We start from the raw sequence: 16,617 nt of genomic DNA, 5'->3' as shown, positions 1-16,617 counted from the left end.
GGTCACGCCCTGACCAGGTGGTCCCGTCCTGCCACCATCGCTGCGACCACCAGTCCGGCCGCGGCGATCCAGAGCGGGACCATCGCCAGGATCCAGGAGCCGGTGGCGCCCTGGATCAGGCCGACCAGGAACGGCCCGGAGGCGCCGACGCTGTAGCCGAGCAGCTGCATCATCGCCGAGAGGCGGGCCGCGACGTGACCGTCGGCGCTGCGCAGCACCAGGATGGTGAAGGCGTAGGAGATGCCCATGCCCTGCACGATCCCGCCGGTCACGCACCAGACCAGCCAGAGGCCGGGGGCGAGGACGAGGCCGAGCACCACGACCAGCCAGCCCGCGCCGATCACCACGCCCAGCGCCCGCTGGTCGCGCCCCCGGTGGATCAGCGCCGGCACCAGCAGCGTGCCGGGGATGCCCAGCACCTGGAAGAGCGACATCGCCACCCCGGCGTCGGCCAGGCTCAGATCGGCGATGTCGCGCAGCAGTGTCGGCATCCACGCGGTCACCGCGTAGTAGGTCACCGACTGGAGGCCGAGGAATGCGGTGATCGCCCATGCCACCGGACTCGTACGCAGCTTCGCGCCCTCTCCGTGCCGGCGCGGTGCCACGGATGCCGGTGAGCGGTGCTCCCGGGCGGCGGGCCCGGCCAGTGCGGCGGCCGCGACCACGGCCATGACCGCCCACACCGCCAGCGCGTCCTGCCAGCCCAGCCACCCCGCGAGCGGCGCGGTCAACGCGGCCGCGAGCGCCGCGCCGGTCGAGAGCGAGGCGGTCGAGACCCCGGTGATCCGGCCCGCGGCCGACCCGAAGTCACGCTTGACCGCGACGGGCATCAAGACGTTGCCGACCGTCATCGCCAGCCCGAGGACCACGGTCGCGGCCAGGAGCAGCCAGACCCCGGCGTACGGGCGGACGGCGGTGGCCAGGGCGATGACCAGGCAGCCCACGAGCAGCGCCCGGTAGATCCCCAGCCGGCGGCCCAGCCATGCGGCGCCGGGCGCTCCGAGGGCGAAGCAGAGGACCGGGAGGCTGGTCAGCAGCCCGGCGGTCGCCGACGATATGTGCAGGTCGGCGCGGATGTCGGGAAGCACCGGCGAGACCGCGGCGATCGAGCCGCGCAGGTTGAGACCTACGAGCAGGATCGCCGCGAGCAGGCCGTACCCGAACCCGGTGGCGCGGGCCACTCAGAATCCGATCGGCAGACCGGCGTAGTTCTCCGCGAGACCGGCGGCGGCGTGCTCGCTGGAGGTCACCCAGCGCAGCTGGGAGAGCTGGAGCTGGGTGTCGAACGGATCCTCGGCGGTGTGCAGCATCGTCGTCATCCACCAGGAGAAGTGGGTGCAGCGCCAGACGCGGCGCAGCGCGGTCTCGGAGTAGCTGTCGGCCAGTCGCGGGTCACCCTTGAGCAGCGCGGTGAGCGCGGGCGCCAGCAGCGCGACGTCCGCGACCGCGAGGTTGAGCCCCTTGGCGCCGGTCGGCGGGACGATGTGGGCGGCGTCGCCGGCCAGGAAGAGCCGGCCGTGGCGCATCGGCGTCGAGACGTGCGAGCGCATCGGGAGGACGCTGCGGTCGGTGATCGTTCCCGGCTGGAGCGTCCAGCCGTTCTGGCCGTGGCCGAGCCGGGCGGCGAGCGCGTCCCAGATCTGGTCGTCGGACCAGGTCGCCGGGTCGGTGCCGTTGGGCACCTGGAGGTAGAACCGCGACACGCTCTCCGAGCGCATCGAGTGCAGTGCGAAGCCGTCGGGGTGCCAGGCGTAGATCAGCTCGTCTGTGGAGGGCGCGACGTCGGCGAGGATGCCGAACCAGCTGTAGGGGTAGGTGCGGTCCCAGCTCTCCCGGGCCGGGATCGCGGCGCGGCTGGGGCCGAAGGAGCCGTCGCAGCCGACGACGACGTCCGCCCGGATCCGCTGGGGGAGCCCGGCGGCATCGGTGAAGGTGACCGAGGGCCGGTCGGACTCGAGGTCGTGCAGTGCGGTGTCGCTGATCTCGTAGTGGACGACCTGCCCGCCGGCCTTGCGGGCGTCGATCAGGTCCTTCTGCACCTCGGTCTGGCCGTAGACGTAGACCGCCCGGCCGACCAGGTCGACGAAGTCGAGGTGATGGCGCTCCTCGGGCCACTGCAGGTAGATCCCGCGGTGTTTGTCGGCGTCGCGGGCCAGCCGGTCGCCGAGGCCGACCTCGGTGAGCAGATCGACGCTCGACTGCTCCAGGATCCCGGCACGGATGCGAGCCGCGACGTACTCCTCCGACCGGGTCTCGACCACGACCGAGTCGACCCCGTCGGCGGCGAGGAGATGGCTCAGCAGCATCCCCGCGGGGCCGGCGCCGACGATCACAACCTGCGTACGTTCTTCTGCCATGGGGGTGAGTCAACTCCTGTCCGGGCGGCTACCGCCAGAGCGTTCTTCCGCTGAATGGAAACGGCACCGCCGGGGGTGGATCCCTGAATAGCGCGGATGGGCTCTTGTGCCCGCGCCGACTCGTCCCTACGGTCGAGGCACCCCGATTGTGACCCGAGTCACAAACCACAGAAGGAGCGTTCCGATGCCCGACGTCCTCGCCGTCCGTGCCGCCCTCGAGTCCCAGATCGGCGACCAGACCATGGTCGACGTACTCGCCGAGGTGGTCGCAGCCCGCGGCGCCGAGCCGGCCTTCTCCGACCGGCACACCTCTGACGGCACGGGATGGCGCACGCTGACCTGGGGCGAGCTGCACCAGCGCGCCCGCGAGCTGGCCGCCGCCTACATCGCGGCCGGTCTCCAGCCGGGGGAGTCGGTTGCGATCATGGCCGCCAACCGCATCGAGCACGTCGTCGCCGACATGGCCACGGTGCTCGCCGGGGGTGTCCCGATCAGCATCTACAACACCCTCGCGCCCGACCAGGTGGGCTACGTCGCCGAGCACGCCGACCCGCGGATCGTCGTGCTCGAGACCGACGACCACGTCGCCCGCTGGGCGCTCGGGCTCAAGCGCGAGGAGATCGTACGCGTCGTCACCATCGACACCGCCGTGGAGGACGACCCGCGGGCGGTCGCCTGGGACGACTTCGTGGCCTCGGGCGCGGCCGCGCTGGCCGAGGTCGGCGGGGAGCTGGACGCGCGCAGTGCCGCGGTGACCCCCGACGACACGGTCACGATGCTCTACACCTCGGGCACGACCGGTCAGCCGAAGGGTGTGGTGCTCACCCACCGCAACATCGTCTTCGAGACGACCAGCTCGCTGACGGTCTCCGGCGTCGAGGAGCCGGGGGTGCTCGTCTCCTACCTGCCGTTCGCGCACATCGCCGAGCGGGTGCTCAGCCTCTACATCCCGCAGTTCAACGGCGGCCACGTCTACCTGGTCCAGGACCCCGCGCTGTTGCTCGGCACCCTCCAGGAGGTGCACCCGACCAGCTTCTTCGGGGTGCCGCGGGTGTGGGAGAAGATCCGCACCGGCGTCACCGCGCTGCTCGCCGCCGAGACCGACGAGGCCAAGAAGGCCGGTGTCGAGAAGGCGATGGCGGTCGGGCTGGCCTACGTCGAGTCGCAGCAGCTCGGGCAGACCACCTCGCCCGAGCTGCAGGCACAGTTCGAACAGGCCGACGCGGCGGTCCTCTCGATCATGCGCGCACTGCTCGGTCTCGACAAGGTCGAGTGGGCGGCCAGCGCGGCCGCACCGATGCCGATCGAGGTGGCGAGGTTCTTCGCCGGCCTGGGGCTGAAGATCTACGACGTCTACGGCATGACCGAGACCACCGGGGCGGCCACCGGCAACGGGCCGGAGGCCTTCCGGCTCGGCACCGTCGGCCGCGCCCAGCCCGGGATCGAGCTGCGCATCGGCGATGACGGCGAGATCCTGTTCCGTGGCCCGATCATGACGCCGGGCTACGTCGGGCGGCCCGATGCGACCGCTGCGCTCTTCGACTCCGAGGGCTGGCTGCACACCGGCGACATCGGATCGCTCGACGAGGACGGCTTCCTCACCGTGGTCGACCGCAAGAAGGAGATGATCATCAACTCCGCGGGCAAGAACATCGCCCCCTCCAACATCGAGAACCTCCTCAAGGAGAGCCCGCTGGTCGGCCACGCGATGGTGGTCGGTGACGGTCGCTCGTACGTCGTGGCCGTCCTCACCCTCGACGGCGAGATCGCTCCCGTGGTCGCCCAGAAGCTCGGCGTCGAGGCCGGCTCGCTCGCCGAGCTGGCTCAGCACCCGGTCATCCGGGGTGCGGTGGGCCAGGCCGTCGAGGCGGCCAACGCCCGGCTGTCGCGTCCCGAGCAGGTCAAGGCCTTCGAGCTGCTCGGCGAGGAGTGGACCGCCGAGTCCGAGGAGCTCACCCCGACCCTGAAGCTCAAGCGGCGCGTGGTGAGCAAGAAGTACGCCGACGTCATCGACGGGCTCTACACCCAGGAGTGAGCGGTGGCCCTAGGCGCAGAGCCACAGGGTTGTGAAGCTGAGAGTGGTCCATAGCTCACCCTCAGCTTCACAACCCGGCCACGCTAGGGGCCGCCGCGCTGTGTGGCGTGCGCGCCCGGGAGCTCGGTCTCGTCTGACCGTCCGGTCGCTGGCGTCCGGATCCTGACGCCGCGGTCTCTTTCTCAGGGGCCGCCCGGTAACGTCGTGAGCGACTTGTTCGGGCGGGTCAGGAGGTCAGCAATGCGTTGCTTCATCGTCGTCAAGGAGCGCAGTGACGCCGAGAAGTGGGACTGGGTTGTCGTCGGTCCGGGGCTGCACGCGGCGGGATCGCTGGGTGCCCGCGGGATCGAGGACGCGATCATCGCGGCGGTCGGAGCGGCGTACGACTCGCTGGAGTCGCTCGCGCCGGTGCAGGTCGTGGTCGCGCTGCCGTCCAACTCGCGGTTCTGGATGCTGACCGACGAGATCGCGGACGCCTATCCCGGGGTCACCGTGGTGCCGTTCGCCGAATCGGACGCCGGCATCCGTGCGGAGGCGGTGGAGGCACTGGCGATCCATCGGGCCGGCCCGCTGCCGCCGCTGGTGGTGGCGACCGACGGGTCGGCGCATCGCGGATTCATCGGCTGGGGTTGGCTCGCCGGCGACGGCCAGCACGGCTTCGGCCGGCAGGTCCCGAACGCCCGGATCCGCGACCCGCAGTCGCTGGTGGTCCTGGCCGAGCTGCAGGCGATCGCCGAGGCGGTGCGGGCGCTGCCCCGCCGCACGCTGACCATCCGGACCGACTCCCGGGTCGCGCTCGCGATGATCGAGGACTGGCTCCGAGGTGAGCTGTCGATGCCGAAGGGCTATGAGACCGAGCACCGCGCGGAGCTCGCCGGCCTGACCCGGATGCACGACGACCTGTGCCGCGAGTCCGATCGGCTCTCCTTCGAGTGGGTGCGCGGCCACGTCGGTGAGGCGCTCAACGAGGGCGCCGACTCGCTCGCCAAGCTCGCCCGGCGCTTCGCCGAGGGGACGTGGGGGCTGACCGCCGACGAGGTGCCCGGGAGGGCACGGGCGATCGCGGAGACGTTCGCCGGGTAGGTAGGTTCGGCTGCGTGATTCCTCCTGCGGTCGCCATCGCCCCCGACGAGCCCGCGCAGCTCCGCGCGCGGCTCGACGCGCTGAGCCTGGACGGCATCTTCGACGTGCACACGCACTTCCTGCCCGAGCGGATGCTCGACAAGGTGTGGGCCTACTTCGACTCGGCCGGGCCGTTGACCGGGCGGCCGTGGCCGATCGCCTATCGGCACTCCGAGGAGGAGCGGCTCCGGGTGCTGCGGGATCTCGGCGTACGTCACTTCTCGGCGCTCACCTATCCGCACAAGCCCGGCATGGCGGCGTGGCTGAACCAGTGGGGTGCGGAGTTCGCGGCGGACAAGCCGGACTGCCTGCAGTCGGCGACGTTCTACCCGGAGGCGGGGGCCGGTGACTACGTGCGCGAGGCAGTCGAGGCGGGCGCGCGGATCTTCAAGGCGCACGTGCAGGTCGGCGACTACGACCCCAACTCGCCGCTGCTCGACCCGGTCTGGGAGGTGCTCTCGCAGTCGCGTACGCCGCTGGTGATCCACTCCGGGCACGGGCCCGCTCCGGGTCGGTTCACCGGACCGACCGGCATGGAGGCGTTGCTCGGACGCTATCCGGACCTGGTGCTGATCGTCGCTCACATGGGGCTGCCGGACTACTCGCGGTTCCTCGACCTGGCGGAGAAGTACGACGGCGTGCACCTGGACACGACCATGGCCTTCACCGCGTTCACCGAGGCGACGACGCCGTTCCCGACCGACGAGCTGCCGCGGCTGAAGGCGTTGGGCGAGCGCGTGCTGTTCGGGAGCGACTTCCCCAACATCCCCTATCCCTATCTCGAGGCGGTCGACGGGGTCTTGGGGCTCGGGCTCGGAGACGAATGGGCGCGCGGGGTGCTCCGCGAGAACGCCGCGCGGCTCTTCGGGTTGCCCTCGGACTAGGCGACGGCGGTCTCGTCGTAGCTGTCGGTGAGGATCTGGACGATGTCGGGGACGCCGAGCGCGAGCCGGTTGAACCGCGGCGACTCGGCGGCGACGACCAGGTGCTTGGCGAGCTCGAGCTCGTCGCGGGCCCACGGGATCAGCCCGGCGCGGTCCAGGTTGGCCGAGTTGGCGGCGCCGTGGCCGGAGATCGAGCGGTAGGTGATCACCGGCGTACCCGAGGCCAGGGCCTCGAGCGAGGTGAAGCCGCCGGCGTTCTGGACGACGCAGTCGCTGGTCGCCATCAGCGCGCGTACATCGGTGCGCCAGCCGAGTGCGACGACACCGGGGATCCGCTCCAGGCGGCGCTTGAGACAGGGGTCGGTCGCGCAGAGGACCACCGGGGTCATGTCGCTGTGCTCGAGGATGTCGAGGGCGGTCTGCTCGAGCGCGCCGGCGCCCAGCGAGCCGCCGGTGACCAGCGCCCGCGGGCCCTTCAGGTCGAGGTCCGCGAGGGGGTCGGGGAAGACCTGCCCCGGGACGTACGCCGCCCCCGGCGGGACCAGCGGTTGGACCACGGCCGCGTTGCCGCCGAGCATGCGCGCCTCGCGTGCGGCGACCTCGTGGATGGCGAGGTTGAGGTCCATGCCGGGGTTGATCCACAGCGCCGGGACCGCGGCGTCGGTCAGGTAGGTGACCGCGGGCACGGTGAGCTGTCCGCTGGTGCGCAGGTGACCGATGACCTGGGAGCAGAACGGGTGGGTGGAGATGACCAGATCGACGCCGCGCATGGCCTCGGTGAGGTTGCGCGTGGAGAGCCGAAGGAACTGGTTGAACGGATTGTGGAGCCGGCGTCCCGGCATGACCAGACTCATCGTGGCACCCCAGGAGTCGGGGCTGACCTGGAGTTGCATCTTGTAGCCGACCTTCAGCCCGTGCCCGAGCCGCCAGGGCATCAGGTCGACGAAGTCGAAGATCTCGACGTCGCATCCGGCCTCCCCGAGCGCTCGTGAGATCTCCCGGGAGGCCGAGTTGTGGCCCGCGCCGTAGCTCGCGGAGACGATGGCCACGCGGGGTGCCGCGCCGGGCCGGATGTGAAGGAGGGGCCCGAGCCGCTCCGAGTCGATGGACATGCGCCGGATTCTGTACGCACGGTGTGACGTCGTGGTGAACGTGGGCACCCCGGTGCGCCACTCTTCATCATCGGTTCGTCTCCCCGAACCTGCCGGCGTTCTATGGTTCATCCTGTGATCACGCCCCGGGCACTGCGCACTCGAGCGCGGTCGGCGGTCGCCGAGCTGGGTGGTGGCCCCTCGGCGGTGGCTGCGGTGATGCGCAGCGTCCTGGCGGGGTTCGCTCGGGCACGGGGGATGGAGCTCACCGATGCTGCGCTGGACGCCGCGGGGCTGCTGTCGTGCTCGGACGGTCCGAAGCCGGATCATCTGCTGTCGAACTATCTGTTCCTGGATGGGGCCGCAGTCGATGATCTGGTTCTGGAGGAGATCGGTTACGTCTACGAGGCGTTGCTCGAGGTCGCCTCGCGGCGCGACAACGGCGCCCACTACACCCCGCCCGAGCTCGCCGACGAGGTCGTCGCCCACGCCCTGGCACCGGTCGCCTCCGCCGACGCGGCCGTGGTCGACATCGCCGCCGGGACCGGCGTCTTCCTCCTCGCCTCCGCCCGATATCTGGCGTCGTCGTGCGAGCGACCTGTGGCTGAGATCGTCACTCGCTGCCTCTACGGTGCCGACATCGACCCGATCGCGGTCGACATCGCCAAGCTCTCCCTCTGGCTGCTCTGCGAGGACCCCTCACTCCCGCTGACCTTCCTCGACGACCGGATCCTGTGCGGCAACTCGCTGGTCGGGCTCGTCGACACCGACGAGCTGCCTGCGGGGGTCGGTGACCCGAAGGCGTACGCAGATGCCATGGTCGCGGTCGCGCTGCCGTTGGGCGGTCGACCGGGGAGACGGCTCGAGGAGGCCTATGCGGCGCTGGGTCGAAGCCGGCGCCTGCCCGTTCCCGCCGTCCGGCCGATCCACTGGGCGCTGGCCGCGCCCGAGGTGATGGCGCGCGGTGGCTTCGACGCGGTGGTCGGCAACCCGCCCTACCTCGGCGTGAAGCGGGTGCGCGACGCGATCGGCCAGGAGCTGCGCGACTACCTCGCGCACACGCTCGCCGCCGGCACCACGAGGCGGGCCGACTACGTCATCTACTTCCTGCTCCGGGCCGCTGCTCTCAGCCGCGGCGAGATCGGGCTGATCACGACCGACTCGATCAGCGAGGGAGACACCGCGCGCTACGGCCTCGGCGCGCTCCTGGACCGCGGCTGGCAGGTCGCCCGGGCGGAGCGGTCGGCCCCGTGGCCGACCGCCGGGGTGCGCTTCGCGAAGATCTGGCTCACCACGCGTCCGCTCGACAGCGCGTGGCTCGACGGGCGCTCGGTACCGGCGATCACCGGGACGCTCGAGGACGGCTTCTCGCTTCCGGAGCCGGCGCGGTTGGAGCTCGACGTACCGCTACCTCACGGCTATCAGGGCACGATCGTACTCGGTCGCTCGCTCGTCCTGACGCCGTCCGAGGCGGAGGCTCTCGGACGCGGTCCGCTCGCACACACCGTGCGGCCCTATCTCAGCGGCGAGGACCTGGTGACGCCGTGCGGCTCGACCGCCTCGCGCTTCGTGCTCGACGTCGGCAAGCTGGGCCTCGAGGAGCTCGCCGAGGACCGCGCGCTCGCGCGGCTGGTGCGCTCCAAGGTGCGAGCCGAGCGCCGCCGCCAGTTCGTGAAGTACCCGCAGCTCAAGGAGCGCTGGTGGGGCTTCCTCAGCCCCGTCGAGGAGCTCTATCGCGACGCCGCCGGACTGTCCCACGTCATCGCCTTCAGCAAGCACAGCAAGCACCTGTGGCCCGTCCTGGTCGGAGCCGATCACGTCTTCTCCAACGGGCTGGTCGTCTACCCGACGCAGGATGCGGCGGCGTACGCGTTCCTGGCCTCCGACCTTCACCGCGTGTGGGCGGTACGTGCCGGTGGCACCATGCTCAACACCGCCTACCGGTACAACCCCTCGCGCCTGCGTGCGACCTACCCCTTCCCCGCCGACCTCGGACCGCTCCGCCCGGCCGGCGTCGCGCTCCTGGCCGCCCTGGACCGGGTCGGCGACGAACGCCGGATCGGCATCACCGGCGTACTCAATCTCGTCGGCGACCCCGACACCCGCGACCCCGCGACCACCGACCTCCGCCAGGCCATCGCCGACGTCAACCACGCCACCGCCCGCCTCCACGGCATCGACGAGTCCCTGGCCACCCCCGACCTGACCGCCTCCGGCTTCGGTCTCACCCCGACCCGCCAGCGCGCCCTCATGGCGGCCCTCGTCGCCCACAACCTCGCCCTCGCCGAGAAGGCACAAGCGTCGGCCGAGACGTCACTTACGTCGGCCGAGACGTCACCACGGTGACGCCTCGGCCGACGCGGGTGACGCCTCGGCCGACCGGGGTGACGCCTCGGCAGGGTTAGACGGGGGTGGCGGGGCCACCCTCGACGGGAGCGGTGAAGTCGACGGTGCGCTTGGCGTTGGCCAGCGCGGTGACGGTGGCGGTGCCGATGGTGCCCTCGCGGTCGAAGACCTCGGCGGTGCCGACGGAGATGCCCTCGTGGGCGACGTGGTCGATGGTGGCGAGGCCGACCTCCATCCCTGCCGGTCGCCGGGCGAGGGCGAGTGAGATGTCGGTGTTGATCCACTCGACGCCGTTGCTGCCCCAGTTGGTGACCATCGAGGTCGCGTCGGCGATGGAGGCAACGGTCTGGAAGGGGGTCATCGGCTCGCCGGCGACGGTCGGTACGGCAACCTGCCAGGTGACGTGGCGCCCGGCGTTCTGGTGCTTGCCGAAGTCGTCGGACCAGGCGTTGTCGGAGACGAAGAACGGTACGTGCGGCTCGGAGGTCGGCGGCGCGACCTCGAGCGGCGGGGGAGTGGCTCGCTCGGTCGCCGACCAGACCTCCCCGGCCGGGTTGTCGCCGGCGAGCAGGTAGGTGCAGGTCGCCCGCGCCACGACCCGCTCCGAGCCGTCCTCGGACGACTGGACCATCTCGGCGTCGAGCAGCGCGATGCGCGGGCCGTTGCGTACGACCCTGGTGCGGATCGTTGTCGGCACCATCCGCGGCGGTCGGAACAGGTCCACGTGATAACGCGAGGGCACCAGTTCCGAGGCACGTCCGAGCTCCTCGATCTGGTCCTCGAGGCCGCGGGCGATCAGGCCGCTGGCGGCCACTCCGTGCATGTGGTCCTCGGCCCACATGCTGCGAGCCATCGGCGTAGGCTCGAAACCGTCATCGGTGCGCCGGAAGAATGCGAGTTCCATAGGGACATAATAGAACGTGTCCTAACTTCGGATTCAGTTGCGAAAACCGGTAAAGAGTAACGGTTCCGTCATCAAAAGCGCCCTGAAACCACGTACCATCGCACCACAAGCAGCCACGATCGAAGAGGATGACGATGAGCACCACGCCTCCCTACCAGGTGACCGACCCCGCAACGGGCGAGGTGATCGAGACCTTCCCGTTCGCCACCGACGCCGAGGTGGAGGAGGCGCTGGAGCGGTCCAAGAAGGCGTACGCAGCCTGGCGCTCGACCCCGATCGAGGAGCGTTCCGCGATCGTGAAGCGCGCCGCGGACCTCTTCACCGAGCGGGCCGCGGAGCTCGGCTCGATCATCCGCACCGAGATGGGCAAGAAGGCCTCCTCGGGGGCCGGCGAGGCCGAGTTCTCCGGTGAGATCACCGCCTACTACGCCGACCACGGCCCCGAGCTGCTCGCGGAGACCGACCTGCCCGGCCACGAGGGCAAGGCGGTCATCCAGCGTCTCCCGCTCGGCCCGGTGCTCGGTGTCATGCCGTGGAACTACCCCTACTACCAGGTCGCCCGCTTCGCCGCGCCCAACCTGGTCGCCGGCAACACCGTCATCCTCAAGCACGCTGAGAACTGCCCGCGCTCCTCGGTAGCGATCGCGAAGATCTTCGAGGACGCAGGGCTTCCCGAGGGCGTCTACCAGAACCTCTACGCCACCCACGAGCAGATCGCCACGATGATCGGCGACCCGCGGGTCCGAGCGGTCTCGCTGACCGGCTCCGAGCGTGCCGGCACGGCGGTCGCCGAGGCCGCCGGCCGCAACCTGAAGAAGGTCGTCCTCGAGCTCGGCGGCTCCGACCCCTACATCATCCTCGACTCCGACGACATCGACGAGGCCGCCGAGACCGCTTGGGCGACCCGGATGGAGAACGTCGGCCAGGTCTGCAACGGCAACAAGCGGATGATCGTGAACGAGGGCGTCTACGACGACTTCGTAGCGGCCCTCACCAAGCGTGCCTCCGCGATGAAGCCGCTCGAGGGCGAGGACGGCGACGACACCGTCTACTCCCCGCTGGTGGCCCGCAAGGCGGCCGAGGCGCTCCGCGCGCAGATCCAGGACGCCGTCGACAAGGGCGCCACGCTCCACGCCGGTGGCGAGATCTCCGACGGCCCCGACGCCTTCTTCGCCCCCGCAGTCCTCACCGGTGTCACCCCGCAGATGCGCGCCTACACCGAGGAGCTCTTCGGCCCGGTCGCGGTCGTCTACAAGGTGAGCACCGACGAGGAGGCCGTCGATCTGGCCAACGCGGTGGAGTACGGCCTCGGCGGCGCGGTCTTCTCGACCGACGAGGCGCGCGCGATCGCCGTCGCCCAGCAGCTCGAGGTTGGTATGGCCAACGTCAACACGCCGGCCGGCGAGGGCGCCGACGTCCCCTTCGGCGGCACCAAGCGCTCCGGCTTCGGCCGCGAGCTCGGCCCGCTCGGGATCGACGAGTTCCTCAACAAGCGTCTGTTCTACGTCGAGCGCTGAGCAGACCAGAGCAGTCGCGCCGGATTCTGAGAGAATCCTGGGCGTGGCTGAGAAGGTGACCTTCAAGAGTACGTCCGGACCCATGCTGGCCGGTCTGATCGACCTGCCCGAGGGGGAGGTCCGTGGCTGGGGTGTCTTCAGCCACGGCTTCACCCTCGGGAAGGAATCGCCGGCGGCCGCGCGGATCTGCAAGCAGCTCGCCGCCGAGGGCATCGGGATGCTGCGCTTCGACAACCTCGGTCTCGGTGACTCCGAGGGCGACTGGGGCGACGGCTCGTTCACCCACAAGGTCGCCGACACCGTCGAGGCCACCCGATTCATGGCCGAGCGTGGCACCACGGCCGAGCTGCTCGTCGGCCACTCCTTCGGCGGCGCGGCGGTCCTGGCCGCGGCCCATGACGCGGTCGGGGTCGACGCCGTGGCGACCGTCGGTGCGCCGTTCCAGCCGGCCCACGTCGAGCACAACTACGACGCGGTGCTCTCCCGGGTGCTGGAGGACGGCGAGTCCCCGTGGATGGCCGGCGGCAAGTCGCTGACCCTGCGCAAGGCGTTCGTCGATGACGTACGCCGCGCCGACCTGCGCCAGAAGATCATGCAGCTCAAGAAGCCGCTCCTGGTCATGCACAGCCCCACCGACACCACGGTCGGCATCGAGAACGCCTCCGACATCTTCAACACCGCCCGCCACCCGCGGTCCTTCGTGTCGCTGGAGGGCTCCGACCACCTCCTCACGAAGCGGGGTCAGGCCCAGCGCGCCGCCCGGATCATCTCGGCCTGGGCGGATCAGTACCTGATCGACTGAGTCGCAGGGAACGCCAGTTCCAGGGCTCCTCGGAGGCCCGTCCGACACCAGTGTTTGATCAATTGACAGAAAACGCGGAACGAGACTTCCGCTAACCGGTGTGGGTGGGGTTACACTCGCTGCAAGCGCCCGGCTCGTGGACGTTCGTCGTGGGGACCGAACGAGTCACTGGCCCGGTCGATGAGGCGCCGATCGCGCGTATCCGCTGTTTGTACGCGGTCGTCAGTCGTCTGCCATCGATCTGCGTGAGCCCTGGGAGGGCGACCGGCCGATGAGGGTCGGCATTTGGACATGCCACTCACCCGTGCGTGGCCCCAAGGAGGATTCAGTTGGCTCAGGGAGCCGCTACCCGGCGCAACAACCGGTCCGGCCGTTCGCGTAGCAACGGCAATGCCGGCAAGTCCGGGCAGAACGGTCGCCGCAAGGGCGTCCACAAGGACAACGAGGGCATCATTCCGGTGCTCGCGCAGGTGGTCCGCGAGGTGGAGTCGGCCGTGCAGCGCCGCTCGGCCATGCCCGACGTACGGACCAAGTTCCAGGTCGTCGCGCTCCTCGCCCGAGACGAGCGCCACCGCGTGCTCGAGGACGAGACCCTCAACGAGGGCCGCCGTGCCGAGCAGCTCAAGCGTCTGGACGGGATCGCCACGATCCTCGCCAAGACCGCGACCATGGACTCGCGCCTGTTCGAGCTCCTCGCCGAGGACGCCGAGATCTCCGAGGCCGCCGTCGACCTCAAGCACGAGCTGATGGCCCGTGGTGGCGTCGACGTGCCGGAGGACGAGGAGGAGGACGAGGACGAGACGCCCGCCGTCGTGGTCCCCGACAAGCGCGTGGTCCCGACGAGCGTCGTCCAGCGCCAGCTCTCCAACCCGTTCCTGGTGCCCGACTTCACCAACGCCCGCCCGCCGGTGCACGCCCGCCGCCTCTCCGGCTGGGAGCTCCTCGGGCCGCTGTTCCGAAGCTTCGAGTACGCCGACTCCGGGCCGTCCTGCATGCCGCTGCCCGAGCCGCCGGCCTACGGCCCCGGCCACATCGACGCGCCCGGCACCCGTGAGCTCATGCACCACCAGGCTCAGCTGGTCGCCTCGGCGGCCGAGGGCCACCGCTCCTACCTGCTGGCCGACGAGCCCGGTCTCGGCAAGACCGCGCAGGCCCTGCTGGCCGCCGAAGCGGCCAACGCCTACCCGCTGCTCGTGGTCGTACCCAATGTCGTCAAGGCCAACTGGGCGCGCGAGGTCGACCTCTGGACGCCGTCCAAGAAGGCCACCGTCGTGCATGGCAACGGCGAGGACATCGACGGCTTCGCCGACATCGTCGTGGTCAACTACGAGATCCTCGACCGCCACGTCGGATGGCTCGGCGAGTTCGGCTTCAAGGGCATGGTCGTCGACGAGGCCCACTTCATCAAGAACAAGTCCTCCCAGCGCTCCCAGCACGTGCTGGCACTCTCGGAGAAGATCCGGCAGCGTACGGCCAACCCGCTGTTGATGGCGCTGACCGGCACCCCGCTGATCAACGACATCGAGGACTTCCGGGCGATCTGGCAGTTCCTCGGCTGGATCGACGACGTCAAGCCGCGCGGCGGCCTGCTCGAGGGGCTCGAGGAGACCGGGCTGACCCCGCAGGACAACAGCTTCTACGGCGCCGCCCGCCGGGTCGTCGTCAACCAGGGGATCGTGCGCCGCCGCAAGATCGACGTCGCCAGCGACATCCCGGCGCGCCGCGTGGCCGACCTGCCGGTCGAGCTCGACGACGCCGAGGGCCGCTCGATCCGGGCTGCCGAGGCCGAGCTGGCCAAGCGGATGATGCAGCGTTACGACACCGCGATCGAGACCCGGGTGACCGGTGCCAAGCCGGCGCCGGGCGAGCTCGACCTCGAGCTGATCCGCCGCGTCGCCACCTGGGAGCGCGAGGACCAGGACGCCTCTACCGGCGAGAACGTCTTCGGCATGATGCGCCGCATCGGTCGCGCGAAGGCCTCCTTGGCCGCCGACTACGCCGCCCAGCTGGCGCGCAACGTCGGCAAGGTCGTCTTCTTCGCCAAGCACATCGAGGTGATGGACACCGCGCAGAAGCTCTTCGAGGAGCGCGGCATCCGCTACTCCACGATCCGCGGCGACCAGACCTCCAAGGCGCGCGAGAAGGCCATCGACGAGTTCATGAACGACCCCGAGGTCAAGATCATCGTCTGCTCGCTCACCGCCGCCGGTGTCGGCGTGAACCTGCAGGCCGCCTCCAACCTGATCCTGGCCGAGCTCTCCTGGACCGACGCCGAGCAGACCCAGGCGATCGACCGCGTCCACCGCATCGGCCAGACCGAGCCGGTCACCGCCTGGCGCATCATCGCCTCGCAGACGATCGACACCCGGATCGCCGAGCTGATCGACTCCAAGGCAGGCCTCGCGGCTCGTGCCCTGGACGGCTCCGACGAGGAGGTCACCGACTCCGCCGACGTGCAGCTCGAGGCCCTGGTCTCGCTGCTCACCGACGCCCTCCGCAAGCGCGAGTCCGGCCGCCGCGGCCGGCGCGCCGCCTGACACCGATCCGGGCCTCATCTCAGGGACAATCCTGAGGTGGGGCCTGGGTGGTGCGGCGTAGGCTGGACCACATGTTCTGGATTATCTTGCTGGTCATCGCAGCGGCTGTCGGTGGATACGTGTACCGGGTTCCGATCGTCGCCAAGCTGACCGGGCAGCCACGCAGCCGCATCGAGCGGCAGATCGGGCCGAAGGCCAAGCGCCTTCCCTGATCCCGCCAGGAATCCGCACGGGGAATCCTCAGTGGGGCACGTGCGTTGAGACGTACGTGCCCGCTGATCCGGCGCGCACCCACCCAGACCGGAAGTGAGAGCCCCATGCCCACCGTCGAGCTCGGCGCAGAGAACTTCGAGAGCACCGTCACCGACAACGAGATCGTCCTCGTCGACTTCTGGGCGTCCTGGTGCGGCCCGTGCCGCCAGTTCGCCCCCGTCTACGACGCCGCCTCTGCGGAGCACCCCGAGATCGTCTTCGGGAAGGTCGACACCGAGGCCGAGCAGGCGCTCGCCGGTGCCGCCAACATCACCTCGATCCCGACGCTGATGGCCTTCAAGAAGGGCAACCTCGTCTTCTCCCAGCCCGGTGCGCTCCCGGCGCCCGCCCTGAAGCAGGTCATCGACGCCGTCGTCGACCTCGACATCGACAAGGCGCTCGCGGAGCAGTCCTCGAAGGAGTCCGGCGAGTAAGACTCGTCGGTGCTCCGGTGCTCGCATCGGGTTTGATAGCGCTGTGACCGAAGACGCCCACGACGAGCTCCTGCGCCTGCGCGGCAGCATCGACAACCTCGACGCCGCCCTAGTCCACCTTCTCGCCGAGCGCTTCAAGTGCACCGAGCAGGTCGGCCGGCTGAAGGCGCGCGCGGGCTTCCCGCCGGCCGACCCCAGTCGCGAGGCCGTCCAGATCGAGCGACTCCGTCGGCTCTCCGACGACGCCGGCCTCGACCCCGAGTTCGCCGAGAAGATCCTCAACGTGATCATCGCCGAGGTGATCCGCAACCACCGCCAGTTCGTCGAGGACTGAGC

14 protein-coding genes are annotated in these 16,617 nt (G+C 70.2%); 10 read left to right on the top strand and 4 right to left on the bottom strand.

The genetic code is table 11. The features are described from left to right. Nucleotides 1-2: 2 nt before the first annotated feature. Both BLT25_RS22815 and BLT25_RS22810 read right to left on the bottom strand, forming a co-directional pair. Nucleotides 3-1,181 carry an MFS transporter gene (locus tag BLT25_RS22815; protein ID WP_091050962.1) on the bottom strand — a complete coding sequence of 393 codons (1,179 nt, stop codon included), beginning with the start codon at nt 1,179-1,181 and terminating at the stop codon, nt 3-5. After that, entirely contained in the window at nt 1,182-2,357 is a 1,176-nt protein-coding gene (locus tag BLT25_RS22810; protein WP_091050959.1) for a 4-hydroxybenzoate 3-monooxygenase, read from the bottom strand. A gap of 184 nt (nt 2,358-2,541) precedes the next feature. Between BLT25_RS22810 and BLT25_RS22805 the strand changes: the two genes are divergently transcribed. The 3 genes from BLT25_RS22805 to BLT25_RS22795 all read left to right on the top strand — a co-directional run bounded on the left by BLT25_RS22805 (nt 2,542) and on the right by BLT25_RS22795 (nt 6,398). Then, nucleotides 2,542-4,392, top strand: a complete 1,851-nt coding sequence (locus BLT25_RS22805) for an AMP-dependent synthetase/ligase (protein WP_091050957.1) — start codon at nt 2,542-2,544, stop codon at nt 4,390-4,392. A gap of 240 nt (nt 4,393-4,632) precedes the next feature. Then, on the top strand, nt 4,633-5,475 hold the full coding sequence (locus BLT25_RS22800; protein WP_091050955.1) for an RNase H family protein: 843 nt from the start codon (nt 4,633-4,635) through the stop codon (nt 5,473-5,475). Nucleotides 5,476-5,489: 14 nt separating this feature from the next. Then, nucleotides 5,490-6,398: an amidohydrolase family protein gene (locus tag BLT25_RS22795; RefSeq protein ID WP_218131453.1), complete on the top strand. Its 909-nt coding sequence runs from the start codon at nt 5,490-5,492 to the stop codon at nt 6,396-6,398. Here BLT25_RS22795 and BLT25_RS22790 read toward each other — a convergent pair. Further along, nucleotides 6,395-7,510 (bottom strand): MGDG synthase family glycosyltransferase, encoded by a 1,116-nt coding sequence (locus BLT25_RS22790; RefSeq protein WP_256328743.1) that lies wholly within the window; start codon nt 7,508-7,510, stop codon nt 6,395-6,397. The two genes, BLT25_RS22795 and BLT25_RS22790, sit on opposite strands and share 4 nt — an antisense overlap. Nucleotides 7,511-7,624: 114 nt before the next feature. Between BLT25_RS22790 and BLT25_RS22785 the strand changes: the two genes are divergently transcribed. After that, nucleotides 7,625-9,835, top strand: coding sequence for an Eco57I restriction-modification methylase domain-containing protein (locus tag BLT25_RS22785; protein WP_176884194.1), 2,211 nt, complete (start codon nt 7,625-7,627; stop codon nt 9,833-9,835). A 55-nt stretch (nt 9,836-9,890) separates the two neighbouring features. On the opposite strand, the gene BLT25_RS22780 is transcribed toward BLT25_RS22785, so the two are convergent. Then, the gene (locus BLT25_RS22780; protein WP_091050948.1) at nt 9,891-10,739 is read right to left on the bottom strand and encodes an acyl-CoA thioesterase domain-containing protein; all 849 of its coding nucleotides are present in this window, start codon (nt 10,737-10,739) and stop codon (nt 9,891-9,893) included. Nucleotides 10,740-10,873: 134 nt separating this feature from the next. Here BLT25_RS22780 and BLT25_RS22775 point away from each other — a divergent pair, with 134 nt between their 5' ends. The 6 genes from BLT25_RS22775 (at nt 10,874) to BLT25_RS22755 (ending at nt 16,615) form a co-directional block, all read left to right on the top strand. Then, nucleotides 10,874-12,256 (top strand): NAD-dependent succinate-semialdehyde dehydrogenase, encoded by a 1,383-nt coding sequence (locus BLT25_RS22775; RefSeq protein ID WP_091051408.1) that lies wholly within the window; start codon nt 10,874-10,876, stop codon nt 12,254-12,256. A 43-nt stretch (nt 12,257-12,299) separates the two neighbouring features. Next, entirely contained in the window at nt 12,300-13,058 is a 759-nt protein-coding gene (locus BLT25_RS22770; protein ID WP_091050947.1) for an alpha/beta hydrolase family protein, read from the top strand. A gap of 329 nt (nt 13,059-13,387) precedes the next feature. Continuing rightward, nucleotides 13,388-15,595 (top strand): DEAD/DEAH box helicase, encoded by a 2,208-nt coding sequence (locus BLT25_RS22765; RefSeq protein ID WP_091050944.1) that lies wholly within the window; start codon nt 13,388-13,390, stop codon nt 15,593-15,595. 71 nt (nt 15,596-15,666) lie between these two features. After that, nucleotides 15,667-15,807 (top strand): hypothetical protein, encoded by a 141-nt coding sequence (locus tag BLT25_RS30010; protein ID WP_176884193.1) that lies wholly within the window; start codon nt 15,667-15,669, stop codon nt 15,805-15,807. Nucleotides 15,808-15,912: 105 nt separating this feature from the next. Further along, nucleotides 15,913-16,281, top strand: a complete 369-nt coding sequence (gene trxA, locus BLT25_RS22760; protein WP_091050942.1) for a thioredoxin — start codon at nt 15,913-15,915, stop codon at nt 16,279-16,281. A 43-nt stretch (nt 16,282-16,324) separates the two neighbouring features. Then, a complete protein-coding gene (locus tag BLT25_RS22755) occupies nt 16,325-16,615 on the top strand; it encodes a chorismate mutase (protein WP_201451241.1) in 291 nt (96 codons plus the stop codon). Nucleotides 16,616-16,617 lie beyond the last annotated feature (2 nt).

Source organism: Nocardioides sp. YR527, from assembly GCF_900101045.1.
In the GTDB taxonomy this organism is placed as follows: Bacteria; Actinomycetota; Actinomycetes; order Propionibacteriales; family Nocardioidaceae; genus Nocardioides.
Note: the sequence above shows the minus strand (reverse complement) of the source record. Positions and strands in the feature narration are given on the sequence as shown.

Excerpts from the sequence above, each read along its gene's own strand:
- BLT25_RS22810 (WP_091050959.1), bottom strand. The coding sequence starts at position 2,357 with ATGGCAGAAGAACGTACGCAGGTTGTGATCGTCGGCGCCGGCCCCGCG.
- BLT25_RS22805 (WP_091050957.1), top strand. The coding sequence starts at position 2,542 with ATGCCCGACGTCCTCGCCGTCCGTGCCGCCCTCGAGTCCCAGATCGGC.
- BLT25_RS22800 (WP_091050955.1), top strand. The coding sequence starts at position 4,633 with ATGCGTTGCTTCATCGTCGTCAAGGAGCGCAGTGACGCCGAGAAGTGG.
- BLT25_RS22790 (WP_256328743.1), bottom strand. The coding sequence starts at position 7,510 with ATGTCCATCGACTCGGAGCGGCTCGGGCCCCTCCTTCACATCCGGCCC.
- BLT25_RS22780 (WP_091050948.1), bottom strand. The coding sequence starts at position 10,739 with ATGGAACTCGCATTCTTCCGGCGCACCGATGACGGTTTCGAGCCTACG.
- BLT25_RS22775 (WP_091051408.1), top strand. The coding sequence starts at position 10,874 with ATGAGCACCACGCCTCCCTACCAGGTGACCGACCCCGCAACGGGCGAG.
- BLT25_RS30010 (WP_176884193.1), top strand. The coding sequence starts at position 15,667 with ATGTTCTGGATTATCTTGCTGGTCATCGCAGCGGCTGTCGGTGGATAC.
- trxA (WP_091050942.1), top strand. The coding sequence starts at position 15,913 with ATGCCCACCGTCGAGCTCGGCGCAGAGAACTTCGAGAGCACCGTCACC.